The organism is Acinetobacter sp. CY73, from assembly GCF_059515865.1.
Genome location: NZ_JCAKMZ010000002.1, coordinates 169,679 through 189,429, shown reverse-complemented (window position 1 = coordinate 189,429; position 19,751 = coordinate 169,679). Strand labels below are relative to the sequence as shown.

The following is a 19,751-nucleotide window of genomic DNA, read 5'->3' as shown; positions in this document are numbered from 1 at the left end:
TGCTTTGTTTAACCCGAATATTATGTTTTGCTAATGCTTATTCTGTTTTTAATTTTGAGCTGAGCTGTGAAGAAAAATCCACAAACCCATCTGATCCATGCACCTCGTAAAGCCCCACAGCTTATCTCTAGCGTACAACCTCCTACTTATCGTGCGTCTACGATTATTTTTAAAAATACAGACGCTTTATTTAATCGTCATTGGACAGATGACTATGATTATAGCTATGGCACACATGGCACACCCACTACATTCACACTTGCCGATAACATTGCACAAATAGAAGGCGGTGAATTCTGCTTACTTGCACCAAGTGGATTGTCTGCAATTAATTTAGTTAATTCCTGTTTTTTAGCTCAGGGTGATGAGGTTTGGGTATCAGACAATATTTATGGTCCCAACATGGAACATTTGCTTAACCTAGAATCTCGTTACGGCATCCAAGTCAAAATTTACAACCCAATAGACGTTGATAGTTTTCGACCCACTGCTCAAGCCAAACTCATCTGGCTCGAAGCAGCTGGTTCAGTCACCTTAGAATTTCCTGACCTAGAGGGATTGGTTTTAAAAGCAAAATCTCAGCATATTTTGACTGCCCTCGATAACACTTGGGCGGCTGGGCTAGCCTTTAATGCATTTGATTTTGGTCAACAACATTTAAGTGTTGATATGACTGTGCACGCCTTAACGAAATACCCAAGTGGTGGCGGTGACATTCTCATGGGATCTATTGTGACGCGTGACAAGAAGCTGCATCACCAATTATTTAAAATGCATGCCTTACAAGGTGTTTCTGTCTCTGGCGATGATGTTGCACAAATTCAACGTAGTTTGGCATCGATGAAAATTCGTTATGAAACTCAATCAGAGTCTGCGCTTCAACTTCTTGATTGGCTAAAACAACAGAATGAGTTTGTGCAAGTGTTGCATCCAGCTGATTCAGAATCAGCTGGCCATCATTACTGGAGAGATATTTGTTTAACTGAGCAAAGTGCTGGACTTGTGAGCGTTATTTTCAATCCTCAATATACACTTGCTGATATCCGTTATTTCTGCGATCAACTACAATTATTTAAGCTTGGATTCAGTTGGGGTGGCCCTGTGAGCCTGGTGATGTTGTATAACTTAAAAGACATGCGCAAATTAGAAAATACACATTTGCAACAAGGTTTACTGGTTCGTTTTTGTATAGGACTGGAACATCCTCAAGATTTAATCCAAGATATAGAAAATGCGCTAAAACAACTGCATACGCATAAAAATGAATAATTGAAAATATAAAAAGGTATCGCTATGGGCACACCAATTGTCATCGCTAAAAAAACCACCAATACTCAACAAGATGTTGTCTTACATTCACAGTTCGCGAACCGTCATGGTTTGATTGCGGGTGCGACAGGTACTGGTAAGACTGTCACCTTAAAAGTATTGGCAGAAAGTTTTTCACGTATTGGTGTGCCCGTATTCTTAGCTGATGCCAAAGGCGATGTTTCGAGTCTTGCGAAAGCGGGTGAACCCAATCCTAAATTTAAAGAGCGTATTCAAAGTTTAAACATCGAGTCTATTCCATTCGCTGCCTCACCCGTCGTTTTTTGGGATTTGTTTGGTGAGCAAGGCCATCCGATTCGTACTACAGTTTCAGAGATCGGTCCTCTGCTACTGTCACGCATGTTGAATTTGAATGACACACAAGAAGGCGTACTTTCAGCGATTTTCCGTATCGCAGATGATCAAGGGCTATTGCTGATTGACTTTAAAGATCTCAAAGCAATGATCACCTATGTCAGTGAACATGCGGCTGACTTTAAAGCTGAATATGGCAACCTTTCTCCAGGGAGCTTAGGTGCAATTCAACGCAATCTGTTGGCACTCGCCGATCAAGGTGGAGATCAGTTTTTTGGTGAGCCTGCTTTGGATATTATGGATTTCATTCAAACGGATACTCAAGGGCGAGGCAATATCAACTTATTGGCTGCTGATAAGTTAATGAACACACCGAAGCTATATGCCACATTCTTACTTTGGATGCTTTCTGAGTTGTTTGAGCAACTTCCTGAAGTCGGTGATATGGACAAACCTCAATTGGTGTTCTTTTTTGATGAAGCACACTTATTGTTTGATAATACCAGCTCAGCACTTCAAGATAAAATTGAACAAGTGGTACGCTTGATCCGCTCTAAAGGCGTCGGCATTTATTTCGTCACTCAAAACCCACTCGATCTACCAGAAAGCGTTCTAGGCCAACTGGGTAACCGTGTTCAACATGCACTGCGTGTATTTACACCCAAAGATCAAAAAGCAGTAAAAACCGCTGCCGATACTTTCCGCGCCAATCCTGAATTTAAAGTTGATGAGGCCATTACCGAGTTAGGTGTAGGCGAAGCCTTAATTAGTTGTCTAGATGAACAAGGTATTCCGCAAATCGTAGAACGCGCTTGGGTAATGCCTCCCTACTCTTCATTTAACCCAATTACGACTGAGGAACGTAAAGCATTGATGAGTCAGAGTGTTGTAGCAGGAGTTTATGAGCAAGATTTAGATCGAGAAAGTGCTTTTGAAGTGCTGCAAAATAAAGTCGCTGAGCGTCAACAACAAATCTTTCAAGCAGAACAACAAAAAATAGCAGCAAAAGAACAGGAAGCTCTGGCAAAGCAACAAGTAAAAGAGGCTGAGGCTTATGCAAAGCAACAGGCCAAAGAGCAAGAACGTATTGCTAAAGAGCAACAAAAAGAAGCAGAGCGTGCAGCCAAACAAAGAGAAAAAATGACGCAGGATATTGTCGGCACTTTCGCGAAAAGTGCTGCACGAAGTCTCGGTGGATCAACGGGTCAAAAGATCGTTCGTGGTTTACTCGGCTCTTTGTTTGGGCGAAAGTAGATTTCAAAACCTTTGATTCAATTCAGTTAGCAGATGATGTATTGCTTCATTATGGGATATTTTAATATCCCATAATTTTATTATGGCTTTTCTTTTTCGAACTATTGTAGTTATAAATTTAAAGATGTATTTTAAATACATCTTTAAATTCTGAATAGATGTTAAACATGAGCATGACTGCTGAACACATTGAACTCGTTAAATCAACCGTCCCTGTCCTTCGTGAAAATGGTGTGGCATTAACCAGCTATTTCTATCAACGTATGTTGAAAAATAATCCTGAACTGAATAACGTTTTTAACCTTGATCACCAAAGTACAGGTCATCAACCGCGTGCACTTGCAGCTGCTGTTTTGGCATATGCTGAACATATTGAGAATCCAAGCGTTTTAGCCAAAGCCATTGAACACATCACCACCAAACACGTCAGCTTAGACATTCGACCAGAGCAATATGCAATTGTGGGTGAAAACCTCTTACATTCGATTAGCGAAGTCCTTGATGTACCTATGGATGCAGAACTCATTGCGGCATGGAAAGCAGCCTATTTACAGCTTGCAGACATCTTGATTGGCGTAGAGAAACAGAAATATGAGAATCTTGCTGCTCAAAATGGTGGTTGGGCTGGATGGCGTAAATTTAACATTACCCATATCGAAGGTAATAACAGTTCAAAACGCATTACCCTGCATCCTCAAGATCAACAAGCAATTCTTCCGGCTCAACCTCGTGACTACATTTCTGTACGTATTGAAGTACCAGGAAAAAATTTAAAACAGCCTCAACAGTTCACTTTTGTCACAGCACAATCTACTCAATACACCTTTGATGTGATTGCTGAAGAAAATCCAACTGATTTTTCAGTGGCCAATATTCTGCTGAATCATTACAACATTGGCGATATGGTTGAAGTTACAGCGCCACTCAGCCGTTAATTTAAACTCGCATCCAAGCTAAAACTTAGCCTGCCAAGTTTTCTTTTAAGGACTTTCAGGCTAAGATTCCTTGAATCCTTCATATTTGACTCAGTCATGCAACTCAATAAATTTTCAGACTATGCATTACGTGTATTAATGTACATCTCAAGACCTCGAGATTTACCCTACACTATTGCTGAACTCGCGGAAAATTTGCTTGTCTCTCAAAATCACTTGGTCAAAATCGTTCATTTTATGTCGAAAAAGGAATGGATTATCACCACGCGTGGTAAAGGTGGTGGGATCAGAATCAATCCAACAGCTTTAGATTTCAAACTGGGCGATGTTTTAAGAATTCTGGAAGGTGATCAACAGATCGTAGAGTGTAATACTCCACCTTGCGTCCTCCGTAGTCACTGCGGTTTAAAGGGTATTTTAAATCATGCTGTTGAACAATTTTATCAAAGTCTTAATCAATATACTTTAGCCGAAGCAGTTAAATCCCGTCCTCCAGCTTCTTCATCAAACATATATACATCAAACAATGCGATTGATTTTCTAGCGCTTTAAAACAACCGAACAGTAATGAATGTTTTCCAGTTTTTAAAAGCCTATCGCATTTGAATTCAATTCAATTTTTCATTCACCCTTCAAAACTTAACAACCACTATCACTTTGAATTTAAAACTCTCGCTGACAAAGTTCGCTTGGATTCCCGACTTGCTTTATAATACGCAATTGTTGGTCATTTTATTGAAGTTGAGTTATGCATCGCAGTAGTGGAAAGTCTAAGAATTCAAAGACATCAAACGCGCCTAAACAAAAGATTAGCTATGAAAAGGCGGTTGATCCTGCGATCACAGAATATGCTGTTTCAGCACTCAACTGGTTACGTAAAGCCGAATTCTTAATGAGTGCGCCAAAGCTCAGTATTTGTGTTGAAGACACTGGTTATGAAATTGCTTTTGCTGGACGTTCCAATGCTGGTAAATCAAGCGCAATCAATGCCTTGACCAATCAAAAGCAATTGGCCCGCGCATCAAAACGTCCTGGCCGTACGCAAATGATCAACTTCTTTAGCTTGGGTAATCCTGATCAGCGTCTAGTCGATTTACCGGGTTATGGCTATGCTGCCGTACCCGAAGCCATGAAAATCGTATGGCAAAAAGAACTTGAGAATTACTTGATTCATCGTCAAAGCTTGCAAGGTTTAGTGTTATTGATGGATATTCGCCATCCACTTCAACACTTTGATGTCATGATGTTGGAATGGGCCCATTCGCGTAAATTATTCGTTCACGTGTTACTCACCAAAGCTGATAAATTAAATCGTGGCCCTGCTTCTAAAACGCTTCAAGAAGTGCAAGCCCAATTGAAGAAAATGAAATTGAACTTCTCTATTCAATTGTTCTCTTCACTGAACCGAATCGGTTTGGAAGAGTTAGCCAGTGTCATGGGTGGTCGTTTGAACTATACCCTCGAATATCCACAAGGTTTCGACATGTCTGCAATTCCAGAAGCTTCAGAAAGCGATATAGATACGGATTCAGATCTAGAAACTGAAACTGACCCATCTATTGAAAAATTGGATAAATAATCCATTGAGATATTTTTGTTAGACACAAAAGATCACATATTGATAGATGAATGTCCCCAATTGCTAATAACAATCGGGGGCATTTTTTTATACTGAATGATAAGTAACACAACAATAATTCAGGAAATGTGATGAAACTATTGGCTAAATTAAAAAATAGTAAGATTGGATCGTCTATTCAGTATCACATCAAACCACGTAAGGTTAAATTTGAGTGGGCTGAGACGCCTGTGGATTGGATTCCAGATCAACCCTTTACCAGCTATTTCATTAATGAAATTAATAATATTTTGCCTGCAGGTGAATTTTGGTTCTGTCGCCTTTACAACAAAGTTCTGCCGAAAATTACCGATGAAAAATTGGCAGAAGATGTGAAAGCATTTATTCGCCAAGAAGCCATGCATGCTCAAGCACATAATTCAGCCAATAAAGAATATCTCACTGCTCGTAATATTGATATTCAACGTAATTTAGACATTATGGATTTCCTCTTTGGAAAATTACTTGCAGACCAACCACTGGGCATTAAAGTTCCAGAAATACTCGATCATCAATGGGATTTATTCCGCTTAGGCGTCGTTGCAACCGTTGAACATATGACCTGCGTCTTAGGTAAATATGCACTCTATAATAAGAAATGGGGTGAACTTGGCGCTGATGCCAATATGCTGGATTTGGTTAAATGGCATGGTGCTGAAGAAATCGAACACCGTACTGTTGCTTTTGATCTGTATCGTCATCTGGGTGGTGGCTACATTTCTCGTTATTATCAAAGCGTGATTGTGATTGCCGCGGTGCTTGGATTATGGGTTGATGGTGCTGCACACATCATGAGTCAAGATCCTCGCTATGCATCTATAAAACCCGCAGTATATAAACCTTGGATCTGGCGTGAATGGGCGCGTATCGCTCAAAAAGATAACCGCATTTTGCCACATCCATTGTGGTTAGTATCACAACAATTGGGTTATTTAATGCCTTGGTATGATCCAGTTCATGAGGCAAAAACTGAAGATGCGATTGCGTATCTTGATCAATCACCAGCAGCCAAACGTGCTGCATTAAAAGTCGCTTAATCACTTCCTCATCATTTATTCAGTGATACAAAAAGCCTGCAATGTGCATATTGCAGGCTTTTTTAATTCCATTCATTTTTGCCAAAAAATCAATCATCACTTCATGCGATAAATAAAAAACCTATGAAAAGTGATGATCAACACAATTTTAGATAAAGATATTTAACTCGATGATACCGCATCCATTTGTTCATCATTGTCACGAGTATGACGATCCACAACCACACTAATCATCATATCCCCTTGAACATTTACCACAGTTCGTACCGTATCGAGTAAACGATCTATTGGCAATAAAATAGCAATCGCTTCTGCTGGTAAGCCTACAGACTGAAGTACCATGATCATGGTCACCATACCTGCGCTTGGAATACCTGGTGCGCCAAGTGATGCGATCATTGCGGTTGCACAGACAATCAACTGTTGCCCGAGCGTTAAATCTAAACCCATTAAATTCGCAATGAACAATGCTGCAGCGGCCTCATACAAGGCAGTGCCATCCATATTTAACTGTGTGCCTAAAGGAATCACGAATCCTGCTGTTTGCGGTCTAACACCCAAATTTTCTTGCGCACATTTGAGCGATAATGGCATGGTGGCAGAACTTGAACTGGTCGCAAACGCTGTAATCAAGGCTGTTCGTGCACCTTTGAAAAAGGTGATTGGATCCATTTTTCCAAAAACCCAAAGGAGTAGTGGTAGTACTACTACGCCGTGGAAAATCGTCGTTCCTGTCACCACAGCAGCAAACTCAGCCAAGCGACTCAATACAGAAATATCTTCAGTGGCAATGAGTTTCGCCAATAAGGCAAAAATACCCAATGGTGCGATCTTCATTACCCAACCAATCATCAACATCATAATGTCGAAAAATTGCTGGCTCAGCTGACGCACCCCATTAAATTTCTCACCGCCTTTCACCAATGCAACGCCAATCATTAAAGCAAACAAAACCACAGCCAACACATTGCCTTCCGCGAATGCTTTAAACGGATTGATCAAGGTATTTTGAATAAAATTAGTGAAAAATGAAGACGGCGTTAACGTATCAGGAGACTGATGCTGATCCATTGCATCTTTAAAAAATGCAACATCTACGCCCTTCCCGACATCAAACAAATGTGCACACGTTAACCCTAAAATTAACGCCAGTGTCGTCGTGGTCACACAACATGCGAGCGTGATTTTCCACGTTCGCCCGAGCTGTCCCGCAGACTGGAGATTAGACACCCCGACCACAATTGAGCTAAAAATCAAAGGAATTAACAGTAATTTCAGCAATCCAATAAAAATACTGCTAATTAATCCCAACCCGTAAATACTGCCTGTGAAAAATGACGTTTCAGGAAAGAGATTTAATAAAAAACCAAATGCGACACCAAATATTGCGGCAATCAAAATCTGCGTATTCAAGCTCATAGCATCATGCTTTATTTTTAAAAACGTGACTGCACTATGCCATGCCAACTTCTGGCAATCGAGAGATTTTTTGTGAGAAGTTCAGCATTTATTTTGAATACTTTATGAAGAAATTAAACGCTTTTAGATACGTACTTCTTAGAAATGAATAAGCCCTGATTTAAACAAGGCTTTTTCTTGAGTGCTCTATAAGTATGAGCGAACCAGATTTCAAATAGATTCTTCGAAGAATAATATGAACTCCTTATTGGTTTTCAATTTCTCTTAAACGCATTAAACCTTCTTGGGTGGTGCTACAGACCAATTGTCCTTTCTGCCACATTTTACCAAAATTCAAACCGCGTGAACTTGCACTCACCGTTGCATCCATATCATAAAGCATCCACTCATCTGCCTTAAATGGCTTATGGAAATAAATCGCATGATCGATACTGGCACATTGTAAGCTTGGTGTCAGATAGTTCATACCATGTGGACGTAGTGCCGACATCATCAAGGTATAATCCGAGTAGAATGCAACAATGGCTTGATTCAACGAAATATCATTGGCAACTTCAGCAGCCAATTTTTCATGCGTTTTAATATAATGCGCGTACGATGGAGATTCTGGTTGAGGTTGAAATGGATTGCTGATTGACACAGGGCGAATTTCAACATGACGTGGACGCATGAATGCCGCACGAATATTTTCAGGAACAAAATTGATGATGTTTTCTTTCAGTTCTTGCTCAGAAATTAAATCGTCAGGCTTTGGATATTCAGGTTCTGCAATTTGGTAATCCAGACCTTCCTCAGTATGAGCAAAAGAGACCATTGCTGAAAAAATAGTGCGACCATGCTGAATTGCACGCACTTGACGACTGACAAAGCTTTTACCGTCACGTAATTTCTCTACTTCATAAATAATCGGCGCATTCACATCTCCGCCAAATAAAAAATATGCATGTAATGAATGTGCTGGACGGTCTGTTGTATAAGATGCTGCTCGAAGTGCCTGTCCAAGAACTTGTCCACCAAATACCCGCTTCCCTACCAAATTGAGGCTTTGACCACGAAAAATATGTTCTTCTAATTTTTCCAAAGTAAGTAAATTAACAAGTTCTTGCGTTAAATTGTTCATATCTAACCTTCATTCTGACATTTCGATTCATTGCTATTGCACAATCAAAAACTCAACCAATACAGATCGCAATGACGACTGAGTTTATATTGCCATAAATCCCCATCATTTTACTAAAGTTTCGCTGACTGTATTGTCACATTGGTTATTTGATATAATCACTAAAAATACGATTTTTAACGATAAAATCTACCAATTTCCATGCAATTTGTTAGAAAATGACATATTGTTTTTGGCTTATATTTAAGAAAATAACGCACATTATTCGCTGTGATGCGTAATTCGTCATCGGTTAGGAGTTTTTATGTCCAAGAGTGGCTTTGGTCAAATGTATCGCAGACTTTCTAGTAAGCTGCTTGACCTAGTAGTAACACCGCATGTTCTTGGAGAAGTTCCAACAGAGTCTCAAGTTTCAGAACAATCTGAAGCTTCGACAGACACACCTCAAAAAGTGGTGTGTTATATCTTGCAGAATTATTCTAAAAGTAATGCACTGGTTGTCGATGGCGAAACACGTCGCTTAAAACTTACACCTGCACTTGAACCATTGGTCATTGGTGAACATAAAGAAAAAGCTGCTGTAGTTTTCTTACAACCTCAAAATGAAACCAATCTGCTTAATCCACCACAACATGCATTTCCACCTCGCTTATTGCGTCTCATCGAATTGATTGAAAAAAATCCTGAGATTGAAATCGAGTTAATTCCAGTGACTGTGCTGTGGGGACGTTCACCAGATAAAGAAGATTCATTATTTAAATTATTGTTCACTGATACTTGGGCAACGCCAAGTACTTTAAAGCAGTTAATGAACATCGGTCTGCATGGCCGCCAATCGTATTTAGAATTCCATGAAGCGAAGTCTTTGCGTGAGTTGGTGAATTATGCAAAAGATACACATCCAAACTTATCGCCTGCAACGTATATTGTGAATCAACTGAATGACTTTCTGGATCGTCAACGTGAAATCGTTTTAGGACCAGATTTATCAGATCGCCGCAATGTGATGCAGTCTTTGATCAAGTCTGAAGATGTGAAAGAAGCGATTCGTAAGGAAAGCATTCGTTCTAAGATCAGCTTAATTGAAGCAGAACGCCGTGCGATTGGTTATGTGAATGAAATTGCTTCTGACTATTCTCATTCGACAGTGCGTTTTGCAGAACAAGCCTTAACCCGCTTATGGACGCAACTCTATGACGGCGTTGAAGTACATAACTTTAATACGGTACGTGAGTTAGCCAAGGACTACGAAATTATTTATACGCCATGTCATCGTAGTCACATCGACTATCTCCTTCTGTCTTACGTAATCTACAAACGTGGCATGATGGTGCCGTACATCGCAGCGGGTGATAACTTAAACATGCCGTTTGTGGGTCAATTACTTCGTGGTGGGGGTGCGTTCTTTATTCGCCGTAGTTTCCGTGGTAATGGCTTGTACACCACCGTATTTAAAGAGTATTTACACAGTATTTTGACTCGTAATACACCACTTGAATACTTCATTGAAGGTGGTCGCTCACGTACAGGTCGTTTACTGCCGCCAAAGACAGGCATGATCGCAATGACAGTTCATAGTCATTTACGTGGTCGTGAAAAGCCAATTGCTTTTGTCCCGACTTATTTCGGTTATGAACGTTTGATGGAAGGTGCAACCTACGTCGGTGAGATGAATGGTAAGCCGAAAGAATCTGAATCGGTTTTTGGCATTATCCAAACCTTACGTAAAATCGAACGTATTTTCGGACGTGTTTATGTGAACTTTGGTGAGCCTGTTTTCTTAGATGACATGTTGAAGAAGCATGGTGCTGAAAATGTCAAAATTGAAAAGAATGATGATCCTATTCCTCAAGCAGTGTCCGATGCAGTAAATAGTTCTGCGCAAGCCATTTTGGAAAATATTAACCGTGCAGCAGTCATTAACCCTGTTTCATTGCTCTCGTTAATCCTTTTGGCAACCACAAAACACACGTTGGATGAAGAGATCTGCATTAAGCAACTGGATACTTATCGTAATCTGTTGACTGCACTTCCATACGATCATCGTATGCAAGTGACGCCATTATCCGGTAAAGAAATCATTGCATATGGTTTGAAACTTAAACTGATTAAACGTGTGAAGCATGTTTTGGGCGACATCATTGCGATTGAAGACAATCAAGCTGTGTTATTGACGTATTTCCGTAATAACATTCTGCATGCCTTTGTTCTTCCATCTCTCATCGCTGCGCTGGTTGAACACAATGGTCGTATTAGCAAAGACGATATGATCAGTGTAATTTCAACGCTTTACCCGTTCTTAAAAGCTGAGCTTTTCCTTAAATGGGAACAACATGAGCTTAAAGAACAAATTGAGCAATATGTCGATGCGCTTGTTCAAGCAAATTTAATTTCCATTGATGATCAGAATAATCTGCTCTGCCCTGCACCAAACTCTGAAGATCATAATCAATTGGTGGTTCTTGCAGCGCCAGTTCGTCAAAGTCTTGAGCGTTATTACATGACTTTAGCGCTGATCACACAACGTGGTTCAGGTAATATTTCAACTAAACAAGTTGAAGACTTGAGTCATTTATTGGGTCAGCGTTTGTCTGTGCTTTACGAGTTCAACTCACCTGAGTTCTTCGATAAAGCGCTGTTCCAAAGCTTCATTAAAGTCTTAACTGAGCAAGGCTACATCAGCAAGAATGAAGAAGGTTCGATTGTATTTGATGCGCATTTCAGAAATGTGGCCCAGTATGCCAACCTTGTGCTTGATGATGTGACTTTGCAAATGCTTCAACACATTACTTCATTTACCGATGAGGAATTGAAGGATGCATTGGATGCCGTTGCAGAACAACAAGCGAAGAAGCGTTTAAAGCGTAAGAAGAAATAGTCATAAAAAAAATCCCCTTCTTTGAAGGGGATTTTTTTTATGTGTTTGCTCAAATAGCTTTTATCTTCATAAGCTCAAATTTACTCTCCACCATCCTCTCCGCAAAACCCTTTTCCCTGTTTCCATCTGACTTTCTAACAACAACTCAGGCAATCCCATTTCTCGTTGAATCTTTAAAATCCGCTCATGCAAAGGTTCAGGCTGATTATTCGTACAAATATAAGATTTTTCAGGATGTTCCACGTGAATCAAATGCACTAAAAATCGAGCTAAGTCATCGATATGAATTCGATTTGACCAATGAATATTCGGATAGTTTTTTGTTGTTTCAGCCAGCTTTTGCATTCGAGCATTTGAAGTTCCATAAATTCCTGTCGGTCTGACAATAATGACTTGCTCAGGATAAGCGTCTTGCCACAATTGCTCCATTTGCAATAACAAATGCCCTTGCTCATCTTTTGGAATAACTGGTGAATCATCATTGATGATTTGCCCTTGATCTTCACCATACACACGCGTTGACGAAACCACAATAATGCGTTGAACAGGGTGATGTCTTAAAGCTTTAACCATAGACTGAACTGAATCCACATAGGTGCGTTTATAATTTTCAACACTACTCAATTTAGACTGGCGAGATGGCGCTAAAAGTACATAGACTATATCGACAGGCTGAATCATGGATAAATCAAGCTGATGAATATCTTGTTGTAAATGCGCTGCGAAAGCATCATCTTTCCGAGTCAGGCTAACTGTGGTAATTTGGTGATCTTGTTGGAATAATTGTTTAGCAACACGTTGTGATGTTTTACCATAACCAATCATTAGCATATGCATCATACGACCTATTCATCTACATGAATTGAACTAAGTTGAGGGGACATGGCCGCAGTCCATCAATTGCAAGGGGTTGGCAATGCCACCGTTGCTCTGCTTGAAAAACTAAACATTTTCACCACTGACGATTTGTTGTTTCATTTACCCCGTGACTATGAAGATCGTAGCACGATCATTCCAATGAACCAATTACACGTCGGGCGCAGCTATTTGCTCGAAGGTATCGTGAAGTCCATCGACATGCCTCCCGGTAAACGTAAATCTATGGCGATTTTAGTCCAAGATGATTATGGCAAGGTCACACTGCGTTTTTATCATATTTATAAAGCTTTAATGGATCGTGCCAAGGCAGGTAATCGACTGCGTATCTTTGGTGAAGTTCGTGTTGGTGCTCGTGGTTTAGAAATGTACCATCCTGAGATTCAACTCATTTCAGAGCATACCCCACTTCCGCAAACTCAGCTGACCGCCATTTACCCTGCCACTGAAGGACTAACACAGTCCAAACTTCGTGAATATGTCAAACAAGCGCTGACTCATCACAGTGATAATTTATCAGAACTGTTACCTGAAAAATTCACCAATGGTTATGCGCTTAAGCAAGCGCTAGAATATATTCATCATCCGCCTACAGATGCCAATATGTTGCAATTGGCACAAGGTCACCACCCTGCTCAGCAACGACTGATTTTTGAAGAGTTGGTTGCGCATCAAATCACCATGCTGACGCGACGTGCTTTCATTCAAAAAATTGCGGCACCTGCCTTTGCACCGAGTCAAACTTTTGCGAAGCAATTGTTATCCACTCTACCCTTTGAAATGACCAATGCACAAAAACGTGTATCCAATGAAATTGCTAAAGATTTAAAGCAAAACAAACCAATGCTGAGATTGGTACAAGGCGATGTGGGTGCAGGAAAAACTTTGGTTGCAGGCGTTGCCGCATGTCATGCCTTGGAAGAAGGTTGGCAAGTGGCGATGATGGCACCGACTGAAATTTTAGCCGAACAGCATTATTTGAATTTCAAAAAATGGTTTGAACCTTTGGGCTTAAATGTCTCTTGGCTATCAGGCAAGCAAAAAGGTAAAGCGCGTGCTTTAACAGAGCAGAATATTAAAGATGGATCTGCTCAACTAGTGGTCGGGACTCATGCCCTATTTCAAGACAATGTTGAATTTGCCAAACTCGGTTTAGTGATTATTGATGAACAACATCGTTTTGGTGTTGATCAACGTTTAGCTCTGCGTAATAAAGGCGTCAACAATACAACGCCGCATCAATTGGTAATGACTGCCACACCGATTCCAAGAACACTCGCCATGTCAGCCTATGGCGATTTGGATACCTCTGTGATTGATGAGCTTCCACCTGGTCGTACACCGATTCAAACGGTGACCATTCCACTGGATCGCCGTGAAGAAGTTTTACAACGCATCGCAAAGAACTGTGCAGAAGGAAAACAAGCTTACTGGGTTTGTACCTTGGTGGAACAATCTGAAACTTTAGATGCACAAGCAGCAGAAGCGACTTTTGCAGAAATTAAAGAGCGTTTTCCACAGCTCAATATCGGCTTAGTGCATGGCAAAATGAAAGCTGATGAAAAACAGTCCGTCATGCAACAGTTTAAGGACAATGAACTGCAACTTCTGATTGCGACCACCGTGATTGAAGTCGGTGTCGATGTCCCCAATGCATCGATCATGGTGATTGAAAATGCTGAGCGATTAGGACTATCACAGTTACACCAATTACGTGGTCGTGTCGGACGTGGAGCAACTGCCAGCTTTTGTGCACTACTCTATAAAAGCCCGCTTTCGCAAAATGGGCAGGAGCGTTTACGCATCATGCGTGAAACCAATGATGGATTTTTAATTGCTGAAAAAGATTTAGAAATTCGAGGTCCGGGTGAGTTACTTGGTACTAAACAGACAGGTGATATGGGGTTCAAGGTCGCCAAACTCGAACGTGATGATCATCTTTTAGCTCAAGCGCATTATGTTGCTGGTGAGCTCCTCAAAGATCATCCGCTACAGGCAGACGCTTTGCTTAAACGATGGCTCCCTGAAGCACCTCGCTATGCCTTCGTTTAAACGATCTAATTTAAAAGCTTATTTGTCACATTTCTATTTTAACACTTCGCTTTTTCTAAGTTTGAAAATTAAAGATGTGAAAAATAGACTCCAAAATGTACATGCAATTAACGCAACCACTATATGGCCTATTGAATACATCAATTCAGTATTCAGAAGCAACCACATTGCAAAATAAACTGTGATAAAAATCAACATCACCAGCCAATAGGAACAGATACCTTTTAAATCCAAAATTTGACTTGGTAGATCATAGGAAGGCATTTTATATACACAGTACAAAATAAGTGCTAAGCCTAAAATGGAACTTAAATGTTGTAAAATTTTATACATATAAATATGCAATCTGCCAATACTGATACCTTGTTCTAAAATTAAAAAATGTTCTACAAAAAAACCAGTTTTATGCGTAAAAGCATCCCATAAAATATGGGTCAAAACTCCAAGCAAAATAGAGACTACAACGATATAGACGTGTTGCTTTAAATAATCCAACCAATTTTCATACTGATAAATAACAAAGCGCTTTTTAATGATTTTCGGTGAGTATTCTATCAATTGATCCCGAATCACAAGATGAAATAACACTGCAACCATTAGAGCAACAGGTAAATTTAGCAGAATGATACCGATAAGTTGATGCCCTATTTCTCCTTTCATTTGCATTCTTAAAAAATATTCAAAATCAGGTGACATCGTCCCCAGTATCAAACCTGTATAAGATAGCTTTTGCCTTTTAAGCCATGGCTTAAAAATAACAGTTGCGGCAGTATGAGAAAGTGTAAAAGGCATTGTTAATGTTATGAGTCTAGAATAATTTGTTATTTTTAGAGCATAAATGAGAAAAATAAAATTTTCCAGAAAACGTCTATTTTAATACTTAGATTAGCAATTAAAGTCCTATGTCCACCCCAACATCTGTTTGGCAATTGAACTCAGCTATAAATCATGTCATCTTAACACTCAAATAAGAATGACAATAAAGACAAGCTCATGCTCCGGTTGACTCATCAAATTTTTCAAAGCGCAATACACCATGTTTCTCCCTGTAGCTTATGTGGTTTAGACCATCAACAATCTCACTCCTTATGTCATGATTGTTGGAATCAACTCCCTTGGTTTCAACAATCTAATCAAGTCAAACTTTACCGCAATGAAATGGAAATCAGCGTTGCTTTCAACTACCAGTTTCCCATCGATCGAATGATTCAAAAATATAAATATGAACAGCAACTGCAATACCAAACTTTACTCGCTCATAGCTTATTGCAAATGCGTCTACCCAAAGTTCAAGCCATTGTCCCCATGCCGATCTCTACAGAACGCTTAGCCGAACGTGGATACAATCAAATGTTAATCATTGCCAATCAACTCTCTCAAAAACTGAATATTCCCGTTTGGCAACCTATCATTCGTCTGGCTCAACACTCACAAAAAGGTTTAAGTCGTGTTGAGCGAATGGAGAATATTGCAGATCAATTTGAAATCATCAAAGCTGAACGACGCAAGTACCGAAAAGTTTTGATCATTGATGATGTCGTAACAACAGGCAGTTCACTACATGCACTGAAAATGGCTTTAGAAAAATTAGGCTGTCAACAGATTGAATTGGCGTGTATCTCGGCAGCTAAAATTTAAATTGCATTTATAACAAGCATTTATAATAAGAAAAACGCTGACTTAGATAAATTCAATAGCCAGTTGCTCCTTTACCCAAGGGATCACAACTTCAACAGTTAAAGGTGCTAAATTCGAAACATCACCCTCTAAATCGATCCATTTCATTTCGGCAATTTCTGCATCGATACATGGCACATCATCTATACTCACCTCATAAACATAACTGACCAAGAGATGATCCGCCTCATTGGCAGCACGCGTTTCAAAGCGCCCTACAAATTGTTCAATCCTTGCATCTACCCCAATCTCTTCTTTAATTTCACGAAGCATGGTTTGCTCAGGCAATTCATCAGGCTCTAGCTTTCCACCGACTTGCATAAAAAATTGAGTATTTTGCTTACGCACCACGAGGAGTTGTTGTTGCTCATTTAAAATAATCGCAGCAGCGACGGTTATGATGTTCATTAATCTACTTTCACCAAATCATTATGATCTTTTACACCCCATTTCGGCTCTGGTGGTGTAAAACTTTCAAACTGTTTTAAGATATCTTCAATCGAATCTGACTGAATTAAAGCATCATTAAAACGGCTACGTGTAAATTCCTTATCCGTGGTCAGTTGAATAAATTGCAATAGACTATCGTAAAAGCCTTCAACATTTAAAAATGCACATGGTTTTAAATGAATCCCGAGCTGCGCCCATGTCCATTGCTCAAAAATTTCTTCAATCGTTCCAGCGCCACCTGGCAATGCAATAAAGCCATCGGAAAGATCGGCCATCAGCGTTTTACGTTCATGCATACTAGTGACAACATGCAGTTCGGTTAAATCTGGGTGAGCCAACTCACGATCAACCAAGCCTTGTGGAATGACGCCAATGACTTTACCACCCGCTTTCAAAGCGCTGTCTGCAACAATCCCCATCAAACCAGAAAGCCCACCACCATACACCAAGGTTTGACCACGCTCCGCAATCAAACGTCCTGTTTGTTCTGCTGTTTGAGCGAAAATTTGATCCGTTCCTAAACTTGAACCACAAAATATAGCGATTGATTTCATACAAATTTAACCTTGTTGTCATATACAGATGCTTTAAAACTAAACGAAGCACTTTTTTTTAAAATAATTAGTGATGTAAGCTGTGTTCATTCGAGCAAAGCTTGTCTAAAATACATTCATCAAATCAACCATACTGCGCAAAGGAGAAAAGATAAAATGCTTGAAGCCTTTTACCCCACAGAGCGCGGTAGCTTAGAAGACGCAACAATTAATGGCGGTTTTGACCTACATCCAGAGTTGGTTTGGATTGACTTAATTGCGCCTTCACAAGAAGAGCAAGAATGGGTTCTAGAAGCCTATCAACAGAATTTACCTACATTAAAATCTTTAGAAGATATTTCCTCTTCAGCACGATTCTACCGTGACGATGATGGTATTTTACATATCAGTACATATTTTTTAACGAAAAATAAAAACTATCAAGTTGAGGATGATTCTGATGAAAATAGTAATATTTTAGCCACAGTACAAACTGTTGCTTTTATTCTCCACAAGGATCATCTATTTACATTGCGCGGTGAAAAGCTGGTCGCATTCCGTGCTTTCCGTGCACGTGCTCGACGCAATGACTATGACATCGACTATAAAGATCCGACGTGGATTCTTTTAGGCTTACTCGAAGCCAAACTTGATGAACTTGCGGATATCTTAGAAGATATCCACAAAGACTTAGAACTCTACTCGACTGAAGTACTGAACGTACGCCATCGTGAACAAATCTTAGATTTGGACGACATGATTACCCGTCTCGCTCAGAAAGAAGACGTTCTAGGTAAAGCTCAACTCTGCTTAATCGACTTACGCCGTGTACTCACCTTCTTAGCACGTCCAAGAGCATTGGGCAGTCATATTTATGATGCTGATATTCGAGAGCTCAGTGAGGATGTTCGATCACTGGTTGAACATGATGCATTCCTCTTCCAAAAGGTTCGCTTCTTACTCGATACAACCTCAGGATTCATTAATACTGAGCAGAACGATACGATTCGTCGATTCTCGATTTTACCCAGTATGCTTGCACCACCTATGCTCATCGCCAGTATTTATGGCATGAATACTGATGTGTTGCCTTATGCCAAAGGAACAACCAGCTTTATTATTGTGAGCCTAATTTTGGTGGCATTTTTTGTTGGACCATTGCTTTATTTCCGTTGGAAGAAATGGATTTGAGCAAACTTTGCAGTATAAGAAATATACTTTATGCATAGCCCCTTGCAAACGAGTAAATCTTTCACATCATCTACACATAAAAAAAGCACCTTTCGGTGCTTTTCTTATGTGTGCTTTCTTTAATCATCGAAAAGTATTAAATCAACTTTAAGTCATTTTCCAAATGACAAGATTGGATAATCTTCATCATTTTTTGAGGCACAGATTTAAAATGTAAGCTATGTGCATCAGGTGTTTGACGTAACCATCTCACCATGACTGCCAAAGCTAAAGTACTACCCTGCTCGAGTTCAGCCAAATTAACAATCAAAGGAAATTGATTCAATTGACGAATTTGGTTTAAACCTGCCTGATAATAAGCTTCAGCATTATCATAGCTAATTTTACCTGAAACCTGAACTTCTTGATCTTTCAGCGTAATCACAAAGATATCGCTCGATTATTTTTTCTTATCAATTGCAGCTTCAGCATCAGGCTTAAAGTTTGCAATTGCTTTATTAATATCACCACCATTACGTTTAACAGTTGCTGCAAATTGATTACGGAACTGTAGACCTAGATCGATGCCAGAAACGTTAATGTTACGAATTTTCCATTGGCTACCTTTATCCGCCAATTGGAAAGACACTGGAATTTTTTCACCCTTGTGAATGAAGTCAATCGTCACCACTGGGTTAGCACTCGTCGTTGCTTTATAAGGACGCATGGTATAAGTCTGATTGCTGAATTTAGCAAAAGCACTGCCGTAGTTTTCAATCAATGTTTCACGGAAATTCTTTTCAAACTGAGCACGTTGTGCTGCATTACTATATTGGTTGTTCGCGTATGTACCCATCACTAGACGTGTAAAGCCTTGTGAATCAATGTACGGATCAAGGTTTTGACGGACAATCGCATTTGCTGCTGCTGGATTATTTTGTAATTTTGCATGATCCACTTTTAAGCGTGAAATAAGACCATCAGCCACTTTTTTCACAAATGCAGGCGGTGCTTCAGCTGGAGCTGCTATTGCTGTACCAGCAAACATTGCAGCCATCACACTTGCAGTTAAAGTTTGTTTTAATAAAGTATTCATTACATTTTCCTCA

Annotated in this window: 17 protein-coding genes and 1 pseudogene; 10 read left to right on the top strand and 8 right to left on the bottom strand. The window is 39.8% G+C overall.

The window, feature by feature from the left end; all coding sequences use genetic code 11:
- The first annotated feature begins 66 nt into the window (after positions 1-66).
- The 6 genes from AC5YD2_RS02230 to AC5YD2_RS02205 all read left to right on the top strand — a co-directional run bounded on the left by AC5YD2_RS02230 (position 67) and on the right by AC5YD2_RS02205 (position 6,467).
- Entirely contained in the window at positions 67-1,269 is a 1,203-nt protein-coding gene (locus AC5YD2_RS02230) for a PLP-dependent transferase (protein WP_496124756.1), read from the top strand.
- A 24-nt stretch (positions 1,270-1,293) separates the two neighbouring features.
- Positions 1,294-2,877 (top strand): helicase HerA-like domain-containing protein, encoded by a 1,584-nt coding sequence (locus AC5YD2_RS02225; protein ID WP_496124755.1) that lies wholly within the window; start codon positions 1,294-1,296, stop codon positions 2,875-2,877.
- Positions 2,878-3,050: 173 nt separating this feature from the next.
- Entirely contained in the window at positions 3,051-3,812 is a 762-nt protein-coding gene (locus AC5YD2_RS02220; protein ID WP_496124808.1) for a globin domain-containing protein, read from the top strand.
- A 96-nt stretch (positions 3,813-3,908) separates the two neighbouring features.
- Positions 3,909-4,364, top strand: a complete 456-nt coding sequence (locus tag AC5YD2_RS02215; protein WP_496124754.1) for an RrF2 family transcriptional regulator — start codon at positions 3,909-3,911, stop codon at positions 4,362-4,364.
- Between the two features lie 196 nt (positions 4,365-4,560).
- Complete coding sequence (gene yihA, locus AC5YD2_RS02210) at positions 4,561-5,391, top strand: ribosome biogenesis GTP-binding protein YihA/YsxC (protein WP_496124753.1); 831 nt, start codon at positions 4,561-4,563, stop codon at positions 5,389-5,391.
- Positions 5,392-5,522: 131 nt separating this feature from the next.
- Complete coding sequence (locus tag AC5YD2_RS02205; protein WP_496124752.1) at positions 5,523-6,467, top strand: metal-dependent hydrolase; 945 nt, start codon at positions 5,523-5,525, stop codon at positions 6,465-6,467.
- Positions 6,468-6,629: 162 nt separating this feature from the next.
- Here AC5YD2_RS02205 and AC5YD2_RS02200 read toward each other — a convergent pair whose 3' ends face one another.
- A complete protein-coding gene (locus tag AC5YD2_RS02200) occupies positions 6,630-7,886 on the bottom strand; it encodes a dicarboxylate/amino acid:cation symporter (protein ID WP_496124751.1) in 1,257 nt (418 codons plus the stop codon).
- 244 nt (positions 7,887-8,130) lie between these two features.
- A complete protein-coding gene (locus AC5YD2_RS02195) occupies positions 8,131-9,006 on the bottom strand; it encodes an acyl-CoA thioesterase (RefSeq protein ID WP_496124750.1) in 876 nt (291 codons plus the stop codon).
- 304 nt (positions 9,007-9,310) lie between these two features.
- Between AC5YD2_RS02195 and plsB the strand changes: the two genes are divergently transcribed.
- Positions 9,311-11,884 carry a glycerol-3-phosphate 1-O-acyltransferase PlsB gene (gene plsB, locus AC5YD2_RS02190; protein WP_496124749.1) on the top strand — a complete coding sequence of 858 codons (2,574 nt, stop codon included), beginning with the start codon at positions 9,311-9,313 and terminating at the stop codon, positions 11,882-11,884.
- A 49-nt stretch (positions 11,885-11,933) separates the two neighbouring features.
- On the opposite strand, the pseudogene AC5YD2_RS02185 reads toward plsB, so the two are convergent.
- Positions 11,934-12,721, bottom strand: a pseudogene (locus AC5YD2_RS02185) (NAD-dependent epimerase/dehydratase family protein).
- A gap of 45 nt (positions 12,722-12,766) precedes the next feature.
- On the opposite strand from AC5YD2_RS02185, the gene recG reads away from it, so the two are divergent.
- Complete coding sequence (gene recG, locus AC5YD2_RS02180; RefSeq protein WP_496124748.1) at positions 12,767-14,812, top strand: ATP-dependent DNA helicase RecG; 2,046 nt, start codon at positions 12,767-12,769, stop codon at positions 14,810-14,812.
- 33 nt (positions 14,813-14,845) lie between these two features.
- On the opposite strand, the gene AC5YD2_RS02175 is transcribed toward recG, so the two are convergent.
- A complete protein-coding gene (locus tag AC5YD2_RS02175; protein ID WP_496124747.1) occupies positions 14,846-15,604 on the bottom strand; it encodes a DUF4184 family protein in 759 nt (252 codons plus the stop codon).
- A 201-nt stretch (positions 15,605-15,805) separates the two neighbouring features.
- On the opposite strand from AC5YD2_RS02175, the gene AC5YD2_RS02170 reads away from it, so the two are divergent.
- A complete protein-coding gene (locus AC5YD2_RS02170; RefSeq protein WP_496124746.1) occupies positions 15,806-16,450 on the top strand; it encodes a ComF family protein in 645 nt (214 codons plus the stop codon).
- A 42-nt stretch (positions 16,451-16,492) separates the two neighbouring features.
- Here the strand turns inward: AC5YD2_RS02170 and AC5YD2_RS02165 are convergent, their stop codons facing one another.
- Together AC5YD2_RS02165 and AC5YD2_RS02160 are read right to left on the bottom strand one after the other, a co-directional pair.
- The gene (locus tag AC5YD2_RS02165; protein WP_496124745.1) at positions 16,493-16,897 is read right to left on the bottom strand and encodes an NUDIX hydrolase; all 405 of its coding nucleotides are present in this window, start codon (positions 16,895-16,897) and stop codon (positions 16,493-16,495) included.
- Entirely contained in the window at positions 16,897-17,493 is a 597-nt protein-coding gene (locus AC5YD2_RS02160; RefSeq protein ID WP_496124744.1) for an LOG family protein, read from the bottom strand. The genes AC5YD2_RS02165 and AC5YD2_RS02160 overlap by 1 nt, the downstream gene beginning before the upstream one ends.
- Before the next feature lie 156 nt (positions 17,494-17,649).
- Here AC5YD2_RS02160 and AC5YD2_RS02155 point away from each other — a divergent pair, with 156 nt between their 5' ends.
- Entirely contained in the window at positions 17,650-18,663 is a 1,014-nt protein-coding gene (locus AC5YD2_RS02155; protein ID WP_496124743.1) for a CorA family divalent cation transporter, read from the top strand.
- Between the two features lie 136 nt (positions 18,664-18,799).
- Here AC5YD2_RS02155 and AC5YD2_RS02150 read toward each other — a convergent pair whose 3' ends face one another.
- A complete protein-coding gene (locus AC5YD2_RS02150; protein ID WP_496124742.1) occupies positions 18,800-19,087 on the bottom strand; it encodes a toluene tolerance protein in 288 nt (95 codons plus the stop codon).
- Between the two features lie 15 nt (positions 19,088-19,102).
- On the bottom strand, positions 19,103-19,738 hold the full coding sequence (locus tag AC5YD2_RS02145) for an MlaC/ttg2D family ABC transporter substrate-binding protein (RefSeq protein ID WP_496124741.1): 636 nt from the start codon (positions 19,736-19,738) through the stop codon (positions 19,103-19,105).
- Positions 19,739-19,751 lie beyond the last annotated feature (13 nt).